This window comes from Enterobacter cloacae complex sp. IR53041, from assembly GCF_049238285.1.
Lineage (GTDB): Bacteria > Pseudomonadota > Gammaproteobacteria > Enterobacterales > Enterobacteriaceae > Enterobacter > Enterobacter roggenkampii.
Window position 1 is genome coordinate 37,278 of sequence record NZ_JBMKHB010000028.1, and the last position, 13,179, is coordinate 50,456.

Annotated in this window: 11 protein-coding genes; all 11 read left to right on the forward strand. The window is 55.3% G+C overall.

The window, feature by feature from the left end:
• Nucleotides 1-32 precede the first annotated feature (32 nt).
• The 11 genes from serC (at nucleotide 33) to kdsB (ending at nucleotide 13,066) form a co-directional block, all read left to right on the forward strand.
• The gene (gene serC, locus ACOTXF_RS18210; RefSeq protein WP_021240877.1) at nucleotides 33-1,121 is read left to right on the forward strand and encodes a 3-phosphoserine/phosphohydroxythreonine transaminase; all 1,089 of its coding nucleotides are present in this window, start codon (nucleotides 33-35) and stop codon (nucleotides 1,119-1,121) included.
• Nucleotides 1,122-1,190: 69 nt separating this feature from the next.
• Nucleotides 1,191-2,474, forward strand: coding sequence for a 3-phosphoshikimate 1-carboxyvinyltransferase (gene aroA / locus ACOTXF_RS18215; protein WP_046091830.1), 1,284 nt, complete (start codon nucleotides 1,191-1,193; stop codon nucleotides 2,472-2,474).
• Nucleotides 2,475-2,658: 184 nt separating this feature from the next.
• Entirely contained in the window at nucleotides 2,659-3,342 is a 684-nt protein-coding gene (cmk, locus tag ACOTXF_RS18220; protein ID WP_008499967.1) for a (d)CMP kinase, read from the forward strand.
• A gap of 111 nt (nucleotides 3,343-3,453) precedes the next feature.
• Nucleotides 3,454-5,127, forward strand: coding sequence for a 30S ribosomal protein S1 (rpsA, locus tag ACOTXF_RS18225; RefSeq protein ID WP_008499966.1), 1,674 nt, complete (start codon nucleotides 3,454-3,456; stop codon nucleotides 5,125-5,127).
• 170 nt (nucleotides 5,128-5,297) lie between these two features.
• Nucleotides 5,298-5,585, forward strand: coding sequence for an integration host factor subunit beta (gene ihfB, locus ACOTXF_RS18230; protein WP_008499965.1), 288 nt, complete (start codon nucleotides 5,298-5,300; stop codon nucleotides 5,583-5,585).
• 213 nt (nucleotides 5,586-5,798) lie between these two features.
• On the forward strand, nucleotides 5,799-8,063 hold the full coding sequence (locus ACOTXF_RS18235; RefSeq protein WP_232926478.1) for a ComEC family protein: 2,265 nt from the start codon (nucleotides 5,799-5,801) through the stop codon (nucleotides 8,061-8,063).
• 35 nt (nucleotides 8,064-8,098) lie between these two features.
• Entirely contained in the window at nucleotides 8,099-9,847 is a 1,749-nt protein-coding gene (msbA, locus tag ACOTXF_RS18240; RefSeq protein WP_008499963.1) for a lipid A ABC transporter ATP-binding protein/permease MsbA, read from the forward strand.
• Complete coding sequence (lpxK, locus tag ACOTXF_RS18245) at nucleotides 9,844-10,821, forward strand: tetraacyldisaccharide 4'-kinase (RefSeq protein WP_008499962.1); 978 nt, start codon at nucleotides 9,844-9,846, stop codon at nucleotides 10,819-10,821. Before msbA ends, lpxK begins: the two co-directional genes overlap by 4 nt.
• A gap of 44 nt (nucleotides 10,822-10,865) precedes the next feature.
• Nucleotides 10,866-12,095 carry a winged helix-turn-helix domain-containing protein gene (locus tag ACOTXF_RS18250; RefSeq protein WP_232926480.1) on the forward strand — a complete coding sequence of 410 codons (1,230 nt, stop codon included), beginning with the start codon at nucleotides 10,866-10,868 and terminating at the stop codon, nucleotides 12,093-12,095.
• A 45-nt stretch (nucleotides 12,096-12,140) separates the two neighbouring features.
• Entirely contained in the window at nucleotides 12,141-12,323 is a 183-nt protein-coding gene (ycaR, locus tag ACOTXF_RS18255) for a protein YcaR (protein WP_006174474.1), read from the forward strand.
• A complete protein-coding gene (gene kdsB / locus ACOTXF_RS18260; RefSeq protein WP_232926482.1) occupies nucleotides 12,320-13,066 on the forward strand; it encodes a 3-deoxy-manno-octulosonate cytidylyltransferase in 747 nt (248 codons plus the stop codon). The genes ycaR and kdsB overlap by 4 nt, the downstream gene beginning before the upstream one ends.
• The last annotated feature ends 113 nt before the right edge of the window (nucleotides 13,067-13,179 follow it).

Sequence of the window (13,179 nt, forward strand, 5' to 3'; positions counted from 1 at the left end):
ATAACTTATGGCTTTTAGCGTGGTGAGGGGAAATGGCTCAAGTCTTTAATTTCAGTTCAGGTCCGGCAATGTTACCGGCAGACGTGCTTAAACAGGCTCAACAGGAACTTTGTGACTGGAACGGTCTGGGAACGTCGGTGATGGAAATCAGCCACCGGGGTAAAGAGTTTATTCAGGTGGCGGAAGAGGCAGAAAAGGATTTTCGCGATCTGCTGAATATTCCCTCGAACTACAAAGTATTGTTCTGTCACGGCGGCGGGCGCGGCCAGTTTGCAGGCGTACCGCTAAACATCCTGGGCGATAAAACGACGGCAGACTACGTTGACGCAGGCTACTGGGCGGCCAGTGCGGTGAAAGAAGCGCACAAATACTGCACGCCGAATGTGATTGACGCCAAAGTGACCGTTGACGGCCTGCGCGCCGTGAAGCCAATGAGCGAATGGCAGCTTTCTGATAACGCAGCGTATTTGCACTACTGCCCGAACGAAACCATTGACGGGATTGCCATCGACGAGACGCCGAACTTTGGTAAAGACGTCGTGGTTGCCGCTGACTTCTCCTCCACCATTCTTTCTGCACCAATTGACGTCAGCCGTTATGGCGTAATCTACGCGGGCGCGCAGAAAAATATCGGCCCTGCAGGCCTGACGATTGTTATCGTGCGTGAAGACCTGCTGGGTAAAGCGCATACATCGTGCCCGTCGATTCTTGATTACACCGTGCTGAACGACAACGATTCTATGTTCAACACCCCACCGACGTTTGCCTGGTACCTCTCCGGCCTGGTCTTCAAATGGCTGAAGCAAAACGGCGGCGTGGCGCAGATGGACAAAGTGAATCAACAGAAAGCCGAACTGCTGTATGGCGTGATCGACAAGAGCGATTTCTACCGCAACGACGTGGCGAAAGCTAACCGTTCCCGCATGAACGTGCCGTTCCAGCTGGCGGACAGCAACCTGGATAAAGTGTTCCTGGAAGAGTCCTTCGCGGCCGGCCTGCACGCGCTGAAAGGTCACCGTGTCGTGGGCGGCATGCGTGCCTCCATCTATAACGCGATGCCGCTGGAAGGCGTTAAAGCGCTGACCGATTTCATGATCGACTTCGAACGTCGCCACGGTTAATTGCGCTGTTTTCACCCCCGTAGCCCTGCTGCGGGGTTTTTATTATGTTGAGTTGAGAGTTAAGTTTTCATGGAATCCCTGACGTTACAACCTATCGCGCGGGTAGATGGCACCATTAATCTGCCTGGTTCAAAAAGTGTCTCGAACCGCGCTCTGCTGCTGGCAGCACTGGCAAACGGCACCACCGTCCTTACAAACCTGCTGGACAGCGATGACGTGCGCCATATGCTCAATGCGCTGAAAGCGTTGGGCGTTCATTACACTCTCTCCGACGATCGTACCCGCTGCGAAGTGACCGGCAACGGCGGCGCGCTGCAGACGGGTGAAGAGCTTGAGCTGTTTCTGGGCAACGCGGGTACCGCGATGCGTCCGCTGGCGGCGGCCCTGTGTCTGGGGCGCAACAACATTGTGCTGACCGGCGAGCCGCGCATGAAAGAGCGTCCGATTGGCCATCTGGTGGATGCCCTGCGTCAGGGCGGCGCGCAGGTCGAGTATCTGGAGCAGGAAAATTATCCGCCACTGCGTCTGCGCGGGGGCTTTACCGGCGGTCACGTTGAGGTTGACGGCAGCGTCTCCAGCCAGTTCCTGACCGCACTGCTGATGACCGCGCCGCTGGCGCCGCAGGATACGGTTATCACGATTAAAGGTGAGCTGGTCTCCAAACCGTATATTGATATCACGCTGCACCTGATGAAAACCTTCGGCGTTGAGGTGGAAAACCAGTCTTATCAGCGTTTTGTCGTGCGTGGGGCGCAGCAGTACCAGTCTCCGGGCAGCTATCTTGTTGAAGGCGACGCCTCGTCGGCATCTTACTTCCTGGCTGCAGGCGCGATCAAAGGCGGTACCGTGAAGGTGACCGGTATTGGTCGCAACAGCGTGCAGGGTGACATTCGTTTTGCGGACGTGCTGGAAAAAATGGGCGCGATTGTGACCTGGGGTGATGACTTCATCTCCTGTACCCACGGCGAGCTGAAGGCCATCGACATGGACATGAACCATATTCCGGATGCGGCGATGACCATTGCCACGGCGGCGCTGTTTGCAAAAGGCACCACCACGCTGCGTAACATCTACAACTGGCGCGTAAAAGAGACTGACCGTCTGTTTGCGATGGCGACCGAACTGCGTAAGGTCGGTGCTGAGGTGGAAGAGGGCGAAGACTACATTCGCGTCACGCCTCCTGCAAAACTGCAGGTTGCCGAGATCGGCACCTACAACGATCACCGTATGGCGATGTGCTTCTCGCTGGTGGCACTGTCCGACACGCCTGTGACCATTCTCGATCCGAAATGTACGGCGAAAACGTTCCCGGACTACTTTGAACAGCTGGCACGCATTAGCACGCTGGCCTGATGACGCTTGCCGCATCACCTGATGCGGCATTTCCTTACGCTTCCTGACGAACACTTCCGTTCATTTCTTCTACACTCTGCTTCAATCAATCCGTAATTTGCACGCAAAGGTAACAGTTGCGCACGTTGACGCGTATAATGCGCGGCGTTCATGTAAACGGTATGCCTTATTTAAGGAGAAAAAGATGACGGCAATTGCCCCGGTAATCACCATTGATGGGCCGAGTGGCGCAGGGAAAGGGACTCTGTGCAAAGCGATGGCGGAAGCATTGCAATGGCATCTTTTAGATTCGGGAGCAATCTATCGCGTGCTGGCTCTGGCTGCGCTGCATCACCATGTGGACGTGGCGTCAGAAGAAGCGCTGGTTCCGCTGGCTGCGCATCTTGATGTGCGTTTCGTGTCGACCAATGGCAACCTGGAAGTCATCCTTGAAGGGGAAGACGTGAGCGGGGAAATCCGTACTCAGGAAGTGGCGAATGCGGCCTCTCAGGTAGCGGCCTTCCCGCGCGTTCGTGAGGCGCTGTTACGTCGTCAGCGCGCGTTCCGTGAAGCACCGGGTTTGATCGCGGACGGACGCGATATGGGAACCGTGGTATTCCCTGATGCACCTGTGAAAATTTTCCTTGACGCCTCTTCGGAAGAACGCGCTCAACGCCGCATGCTTCAGTTGCAGGAAAAGGGGTTTAGTGTTAACTTTGATCGCCTTTTATCCGAGATAAAAGAGCGCGATGACCGCGATCGTAACCGCGCCGTCGCCCCACTTGTTCCAGCAGAAGATGCATTAGTTCTGGATTCAACCAGTTTAACTATTGAGCAAGTGATTGAAAAAGCGCTACAATATGCGCGCCAAAAACTGGCACTCGCGTAATCGCGACCGATTTAGCAGTACCCCCGCTGCAATGGATTGACGGCGGGTATGTGAAACAACCCCATCCGGCACGGAGCCAGGTGGACGTTAATATTAACCTGAAGATTAAACATGACTGAATCTTTTGCTCAACTGTTTGAAGAATCCTTAAAAGAAATCGAAACCCGCCCGGGTTCCATCGTTCGCGGTGTTGTTGTTGCTATCGACAAAGACGTAGTACTGGTTGACGCCGGTCTGAAATCTGAGTCCGCCATTCCGGCAGAGCAGTTCAAAAACGCCCAGGGCGAGCTGGAAATCCAGGTTGGCGACGAAGTTGACGTTGCTCTGGACGCAGTAGAAGACGGCTTCGGTGAAACCCTGCTTTCTCGTGAGAAAGCGAAACGTCACGAAGCATGGATCACGCTGGAAAAAGCTTACGAAGAAGCTGAAACTGTGGTCGGTGTTATCAACGGCAAAGTTAAAGGTGGCTTCACTGTTGAGCTGAATGGTATTCGTGCGTTCCTGCCAGGTTCTCTGGTAGACGTTCGTCCAGTTCGTGACACCCTGCACCTGGAAGGCAAAGAGCTTGAGTTCAAAGTAATCAAGCTGGACCAGAAGCGTAACAACGTTGTTGTTTCCCGTCGTGCCGTTATCGAATCCGAAAACAGCGCAGAACGCGATCAGCTGCTGGAAAACCTGCAGGAAGGCATGGAAGTCAAAGGTATCGTTAAGAACCTCACTGACTACGGCGCATTCGTTGACCTGGGCGGCGTTGATGGCCTGCTGCACATCACCGACATGGCGTGGAAACGCGTTAAGCACCCAAGCGAAATCGTGAACGTGGGCGACGAAATCACTGTTAAAGTGCTGAAGTTCGACCGCGAGCGTACTCGTGTATCCCTCGGCCTGAAACAGCTGGGCGAAGATCCATGGGTAGCTATCGCTAAGCGTTACCCAGAAGGGACTAAACTGACTGGTCGCGTAACCAACCTGACTGACTACGGCTGCTTCGTTGAAATCGAAGAAGGCGTTGAAGGTCTGGTGCACGTTTCCGAAATGGACTGGACCAACAAAAACATCCACCCATCCAAAGTTGTTAACGTTGGTGATGTAGTGGAAGTGATGGTTCTGGATATCGACGAAGAACGTCGTCGTATCTCCCTGGGCCTGAAGCAGTGCAAAAACAACCCATGGCAGCAGTTCGCGGAAACCCACAACAAGGGCGACCGTGTTGAAGGTAAAATCAAGTCTATCACTGACTTCGGTATCTTCATCGGCCTGGACGGCGGCATCGATGGCCTGGTTCACCTGTCTGACATCTCCTGGAACGTTGCAGGCGAAGAAGCAGTTCGTGAATACAAAAAAGGCGACGAAATCGCTGCAGTTGTTCTGCAGGTTGACGCAGAGCGTGAGCGTATCTCCCTGGGCGTTAAACAACTCGCAGAAGATCCGTTCAACAACTGGGTTGCACTGAACAAGAAAGGCGCAATCGTAAACGGTAAAGTCACTGCAGTTGACGCGAAAGGCGCAACCGTAGAACTGGCTGACGGCGTTGAAGGTTACCTGCGCGCTTCTGAAGCTTCCCGTGACCGCGTTGAAGATGCCACTCTGGTTCTGAACGTAGGCGACGACGTTGAAGCTAAGTTCACCGGTGTTGACCGTAAGAACCGTGCAATCAGCCTGTCTGTTCGTGCTAAAGACGAAGCTGATGAGAAAGATGCAATCGCAACTGTTAACAAACAGGAAGATGCAAACTTCTCTAACAACGCAATGGCTGAAGCTTTCAAAGCAGCTAAAGGCGAGTAATATCAGGTTCTCAGCATCATTTGCGCTGTAACGCATTTACAGCGCGAAGGATGAGGAGCAAACTTGACAGATTACAGGATTCGTCCTGTAATCAATAACAAAGGGCGGCTACGGCCGCCCTTGTTTAATGAGCTGTTCAGCTAATTGGTTTGAAAGGAACCGGAGGAATCATGACCAAGTCAGAATTGATTGAAAGACTTGCCAGTCAGCAACCGCATATCCCTGCCAAGGCAGTGGAAGATGCCGTAAAAGAGATGCTGGAGCATATGGCCTCCACTCTTGCCCAGGGCGAGCGCATTGAAATCCGCGGTTTCGGTAGTTTTTCTCTGCACTATCGTGCTCCACGTACCGGGCGTAACCCGAAAACTGGCGATAAAGTCGAGCTGGAAGGTAAGTACGTTCCACACTTTAAGCCGGGTAAAGAACTGCGCGATCGCGCCAATATTTACGGCAACTGAGTTTAGCCAGCCGGTTAAACTGGGTTCGAAAGAAAGCACCTGCGGGTGCTTTTTTTGTCGCTGTCGCTTTCTTTCTGAAGGTGCCCCGCATTTTCCGTTTCGTTTTCTGCAACCCGTTAAATACCTTGCTGCGCTTGCCGTAAATCGTATTCTTCACGCCTGACGACCCCTCAGCCTGCTTGCATACTGCCACCCTGAAACAGGGAGGTAGCAATGGGAATTCCCGCGCTTAGCATCTGCGCCATTCTGGCGATAGTTCCGTTACTCTGGTTACCTGAACTGCCTTCCCCCAACACCGTTTGGGTAATGATGGCTGGCGGGCTAGCGCTTGCTGCATGGCAAAACAGTCGACTGAAGTATGCGGGTATGACGCTGTTATTTTGTGCCTGGGGCATTTTGGCCGCGCAGGAGAGCGTCTGGCCGATGCAGCATTTAACAACGGGGGCCGTGCAGGCTGAGATAGAGCTCACCGCGACCGACGGCGCCACTCAACATCAGGGAAGCATTCTAAGCGTCAATGGCAAGCGCTGGTGGGCCTCTACCGGCGTAACGCTGTATGGCAATTATCTGCCGCAAAAGGCGTGTGCAGGGCAGCGCTGGAGCGTGACGCTCAGGCTCAGGCCTGCACACGGCGAACTCAACGACGGCGGTTATGATTCTCAGCGCAGCGCTTTTGCCCGACATCAAACGCAGAGTGGGCGCTTCACCCGTGCGGAGAGCGTCGACGGGCGCTGCAGCCTGCGAGCGCAATATCTGATGTCGCTGCAAAACCGACTGTCGGCTTACCGCTGGGGGGCGGTTATCCTGGGACTGGGAATGGGTGAACGTCTGGATGTGCCCCGGGAAATAAAAGACCTGATGCGGGAAACCGGCACGCTGCATCTGATGGCGATTTCGGGTCTGCATATCGCGCTGGCAGCCTCTCTCGTCTGGTTACTTGCACGTGGACTCCAGTTCTTATTACCCAGCCACCGCGTCCACTGGCAAATGCCTCTCCTTGCCGGGTTGTTCTTTGCTGCTTTCTACGCCTGGCTTACGGGCCTGCAACCGCCTGCGCTGAGGACGATCATCGCCCTTGCGGTGCTTGCTCTGTTGCGGATTACTGGCCGTCAGTGGTCTCCCTGGCAGGTTTGGAGCTGCTGCATCGCGGCGATACTGATTAACGATCCCCTGGCCGTACTTTCGCAGAGTCTGGCTCTGTCAGCCTTTGCCGTCGCCGCGCTGATTTTCTGGTTTCAGTGGCTGCCTCTTCCCGACTGGAATTGGACACGACGGATGCGGTCGCTACTGAACCTGATTTATCTGCAGGTCGGGATGTTGCTGCTGCTCATGCCGTTACAGGTTCTGATTTTCCATGGTTTCAGCTTCTCCTCCCTGGTCGCGAATCTCTTTGCCGTGCCCCTGGTAACGTTTGTCTCCGTCCCGCTGATCCTGCTCGGTATGCTACTCCATCTGCTGCCGCTGGCTGCGGTAGAAAGTGCCATCTGGTTTGCCGCCGATAAGTCGCTTGTGGGACTCTTCTGGCTACTGATGCGCCTGCCAGATGGCTGGCAGAATGTCGATCAGCGCTGGCAAATCATGGCATTACTGCCGTGGTTGAGTATTATTGCCTGGCGTTTTCGTGCCTGGAAAACCGTTCCTGCCGTTTGTCTTGCAGGCAGCGTCTTACTGACATTTCCCCTCTGGCGAGCGGAAAAAAGCGAGAGCTGGACGCTGCATATGCTGGACGTGGGGCAGGGGCTGTCCATGGTCATTGAAAGGCAGGGGAAAGCCATTCTCTTTGATACCGGGCTCGCCTGGCCGGGCGGGGATAGCGCACAGCGGTTAATTATTCCCTGGCTTCGCTGGCATCACCTACGGCCAGAAGGAGTGATTCTCAGTCATGAACACCTCGACCATGCAGGAGGCCTCGCGTCGTTGCAAAAAGCATGGCCGGATATATGGGTAAGAAGCCCGTTACGCAGGACGGGGCACCGCCCTTGTTTTCGTGGGCAGAAATGGGAATGGCAGGGATTAACCTTCACCGTCCACTGGCCTCCTGAAAATTACCCGGCCCAGGGGAATAACCATTCCTGTGTGGTAAAGGTGGACGACGGGGAGCAAAGCGTTCTGCTAACAGGGGACATTGAAGTGCAGGCGGAACAGGCTATGCTTAGCCATTACTGGCGTCATCTGAGGGCCACGCTCATACAGGTCCCCCATCATGGCAGCAATACCTCGTCTTCATTGCCGCTGGTACAGCGGGTGGAAGGACAGATCGCCCTGGATTCTGCGGCCCGCTATAACGCATGGCACTTCCCGTCGGCAAAAGTCGTTCGACGTTATCGAAAAGAGGGATATATCTGGCACGATACCCCTCATTCAGGACAAATATCGGTGACATTCTCGCAACATCACTGGCAAATCCGGCGCTTGCGAGAGCAAATTTTACCACGTTGGTATCATCAGTGGTTTGGCGCGCCCGTCGATAACGGGTAGAATATGCGGCTATTTCAACAATGCTGGTTTTTTGAATGCATAACGACAAAGATCTCTCCACGTGGCAAACGTTCCGCCGACTCTGGCCGATGATTGCCCCTTTTAAAGCAGGCTTGATCGTGGCGGGTGTAGCGTTAATCCTCAACGCAGCCAGCGATACCTTTATGCTATCGCTTCTCAAACCGTTACTGGACGACGGTTTTGGTAAAACGGATCGCTCAGTGTTGCTATGGATGCCTCTGGTGGTTATCGGACTGATGATCTTACGCGGTATCACCAGCTATATCTCCAGCTACTGCATTTCCTGGGTATCCGGGAAAGTGGTGATGACCATGCGCCGTCGCCTGTTCAGTCACATGATGGGCATGCCGGTTGCGTTCTTTGACAAGCAGTCAACCGGGACGCTGCTGTCGCGGATCACCTACGACTCAGAGCAGGTTGCCTCTTCCTCTTCCAGCGCGCTGATTACCGTTGTGCGCGAGGGCGCGTCGATTATCGGCCTGTTCGTGATGATGTTCTACTACAGCTGGCAGCTGTCGCTCATCCTTATCGTTCTGGCACCGGTGGTTTCTATTGCTATCCGCGTCGTCTCAAAACGCTTCCGTAATATCAGCAAGAATATGCAGAATACGATGGGGCAGGTGACTACCAGCGCAGAGCAGATGCTGAAAGGGCATAAAGAAGTGCTGATTTTTGGTGGTCAGGACGTTGAAACCAAACGCTTTGATAAAGTGAGCAACAAAATGCGTCTGCAGGGGATGAAAATGGTCTCGGCCTCTTCTATCTCCGACCCGATTATTCAGCTGATTGCCTCACTGGCGCTGGCGTTCGTTCTGTATGCGGCAAGCTTCCCGAGCGTCATGGAGACGCTGACGGCGGGTACCATCACCGTGGTCTTCTCCTCAATGATCGCCCTGATGCGTCCGCTGAAATCACTGACAAACGTCAACGCCCAGTTCCAGCGTGGGATGGCGGCCTGTCAGACCCTGTTCAGCATTCTGGATTCCGAGCAGGAAAAAGATGAAGGCAAACGCGTCATTGAGCGCGCGAACGGCGACGTTGAGTTCCGCAATGTGACCTTTACCTATCCTGGCCGCGAAACACCGGCTCTGCGCAATATCAACCTGACCATTCCGGCGGGGAAAACCGTTGCGCTGGTAGGCCGTTCCGGCTCGGGTAAATCGACCATTGCCAGCCTGATCACCCGTTTCTACGACATTGACGAAGGTGAAATTCTGTTAGACGGTCACGATCTGCGGGAGTATACCCTGCAGTCGCTCCGTAACCAGGTGGCGCTGGTCTCCCAGAACGTGCACCTGTTCAACGATACCGTGGCAAACAATATTGCTTATGCACGCACTGAAGAGTACAGCCGCGAGCAGATTGAGAACGCCGCACGTATGGCCTACGCGATGGACTTTATCAACAAGATGGATAACGGTCTGGATACCATCATCGGCGAGAACGGTGTACTGCTCTCCGGTGGGCAGCGTCAGCGTATCGCCATTGCCCGAGCGCTGCTGCGCGACAGCCCGATACTGATCCTGGACGAAGCAACCTCTGCGCTGGATACGGAATCTGAACGCGCGATTCAGTCGGCGCTGGATGAGCTGCAAAAGAACCGCACCTCGCTGGTGATTGCGCACCGTCTGTCGACTATCGAGCAGGCTGATGAAATCGTCGTGGTTGAGGATGGGGTCATTGTTGAACGCGGAAGCCATGCTGATCTGCTGGAACACCGCGGCGTTTACGCTCAGCTTCATAAGATGCAGTTCGGCGAATGATTGCACGCATCTGGTCCGGTGAATCCCCGCTGTGGCTGCTGCTTTTGCCGCTCTCCTGGCTCTACGGCCTGGTGAGCGGCATTATCCGTCTGCTTTATCGTCTTGGGGTGAAGCGGGCCTGGCGCGCGCCGGTGCCCGTTGTGGTTGTCGGTAATCTTACGGCGGGCGGCAACGGCAAAACGCCGGTGGTGATCTGGCTGGTGGAGCAGTTGCAAAAGCGCGGTATACGCCCGGGCGTGGTATCGCGGGGATATGGTGGTAAAGCGGCGCATTACCCGCTGTTGCTGACGGCGGAAACCACGACGGCTGAAGCGGGTGATGAACCGGTATTGATTTTCCAGCGTACTGGCGCCCCTGTTGCGGTCTCCCCGGTGCGCAGCGATGCCGTCCGGGCCCTGCTTGCCGAACATGCGGTACAGATCATTATCACTGACGATGGTCTGCAGCATTATGCCCTGGCGCGAGATAAAGAGATTGTGGTCATCGACGGGGTTCGCCGTTTTGGGAACGGCTGGTGGTTACCTGCCGGACCCATGCGCGAACGCGCTTCGCGTCTGACGTCCGTTGATGCGGTGATCGTGAACGGTGGTGAGGCGAAAACGGGTGAAATCCCGATGCACCTGCAGCCGGGTCTGGCAATCAACCTGGTGACGGGTGAACGCCGGTCGGTTTCAGAGCTTCCTTCACTGGTAGCGATGGCGGGCATTGGTCATCCGCCGCGCTTCTTCGCGACGCTGGAACAGTGTGGTGCCCGGCTGGAAAAACGCGTTCCGCTGGCCGACCATCAGGCGCTGGTGGAAGGGCAGGTCGCTGCCCTGACCGTACCCGGGCAGTCGCTGATCATGACCGAAAAAGATGCGGTGAAATGCCGTGCCTTTGCGAAAGATAACTGGTGGTATCTGCCGGTTGACGCCGAACTCAGCGGTGAGCAGCCGGAACATTTGCTCAAGGAACTGATTGCGTTGGTGCACTAAAGGCTTACGCGGTTCTGGTGGCGCTTTGACTGACAGGAAAACGCATGTCTTTACCGCAACTCTCGCTCTCAGCCGCACGTAATCTCCACCTTGCCGCGCAGGGGCTGCTCAAAAAGCCCCGCCGTCGCGCGCAGCCTGCCGATATTCTCTCTACCGTACAGCGCATGTCGCTACTCCAGATCGACACCATTAATATTGTGGCACGTAGCCCTTACCTGGTGCTGTTCAGCCGCCTGGGGAGCTATCCTTCTCAGTGGCTGGATGAGGCGCTCAGCAAGAGGGAGTTGATGGAGTACTGGGCGCACGAAGCCTGCTTCCTTCCCCGCAGCGATTTTGCCCTTGTGCGTAACCGTATGCTTGCGCCGGAAAAGATGGGCTGGAAATACCGGCAGGCGTGGATGCAGGAACATGCGGCTGAAATAGAGCAGCTCATCGCGCATATTCAGGAAAACGGTCCTGTACGCTCCGCCGATTTTGAACACCCGCGCAAAGGTACAAGCGGCTGGTGGGAGTGGAAGCCGCACAAGCGTCATCTCGAAGGCCTGTTTACCTCAGGCAAAGTCATGGTGATTGAGCGGCGTAATTTTCAGCGCGTCTACGACCTCACGCATCGCGTGATGCCCCACTGGGACGACGAGCGCGACCTGCTTACCCAGGAGGCGGCCGAGGCCATTATGTTAGAAAACAGCGCCCGTAGTCTGGGGATTTTTCGCTCGCAATGGCTGGCAGATTATTATCGCCTGCGCCAGCCCGCGCTGAAACCGCTGCTGGACATGTGGCAACGCGAACAGCGCGTCATTCCCGTTACCGTGGAAACGCTGGGCGAAATGTGGCTACATGCGGATCTCCTCCCGCTATTGCCTCAGGCCCTGGAGGGGAAACTGCAGGCGACCCACAGCGCGGTATTGTCGCCTTTCGACCCGGTCGTCTGGGACAGAAAACGCGCCGAGCAGCTCTTTGATTTCAGCTACCGGCTGGAATGTTATACACCGGCCCCAAAGCGCCAGTATGGCTACTTTGTTTTACCGCTCCTGCATAAGGGGCAACTGGTCGGGCGCATGGATGCCAAAATGCACCGCAAGACCGGCACGCTTGAAATCATGGCGCTTTATTTGCAAGAGGGCGTCAGGGTGACGGCCAGCCTGGAAAAAGGGTTAACGTCCGCCATTAGCGAATTCGCGCGCTGGCAGGGGGCCGACGACGTGACGCTGGGCCGGGTACCTGACGGATTGTTTACATCCTGTCGAAGTGGCTGGGAAACAGGCACGCCCTGAAAAAGGAATGTGTTAAGCTTTAGCGATTACCCATACGGAGGAACTATGGATCACCGTTTACTTGAAATTATTGCCTGCCCGGTATGCAACGGCAAACTCTACTACAGCCAGGACAAACAAGAGCTCATTTGCAAGCTGGACAGCCTGGCTTTCCCGCTGCGCGACGGTATTCCTGTATTGCTGGAAAACGAAGCCCGTTCCCTGGTGGCAGAAGAGAGCAAACCATGAGTTTTGTTGTCATAATTCCTGCGCGTTATGCCTCAACGCGTCTGCCGGGTAAGCCGCTGGTGGATATCAACGGCAAGCCGATGATTGTGCATGTCCTTGAGCGTGCGCGTGAATCCGGTGCTGACCGCGTGATTGTTGCCACCGATCATCCGGATGTCGCTCGTGCGGTTGAGGCGGCAGGCGGTGAGGTATGCATGACCCGCGCCGATCACCAGTCCGGCACCGAGCGTCTGGCGGAAGTGGTTGAGAAATGCGGTTTCAGTGATGATACGGTTATCGTAAACGTGCAGGGTGACGAGCCGATGATCCCCGCTGTCATTATCCGTCAGGTGGCCGAAAACCTGGCGCAGCGTCAGGTCGGAATGGCCACGCTGGCGGTACCCATTCATCATGCAGAAGAAGCTTTCAACCCGAATGCGGTGAAGGTCGTCATGGATGCGGAAGGCTATGCGCTCTATTTCTCCCGCGCCACGATCCCGTGGGATCGCGATCGCTTTGCGCTTTCTAAAGAGACCATCGGTGATACCTTCCTGCGTCATATTGGGATCTACGGCTATCGCGCCGGCTTTATTCGCCGCTATGTGGCCTGGGCCCCGAGTCCGCTGGAGCATATCGAAATGCTGGAGCAGCTCCGCGTGCTCTGGTACGGCGGGAAAATTCACGTTGCCGTTGCTGAGGAAGTCCCCGGCACGGGCGTAGACACCCCTGAAGATCTTGAGCGCGTTCGCGCTGAATTGCGTTAATCTTACCGGCATCTCTCCGTTGGGAGAGATGCACTCTCCGGTTTATTTTTCACTTTCTTTTTCCTGATTGATCTCTTCCGGGTGACATCTTCATTAAGGACGCTCATTATAAA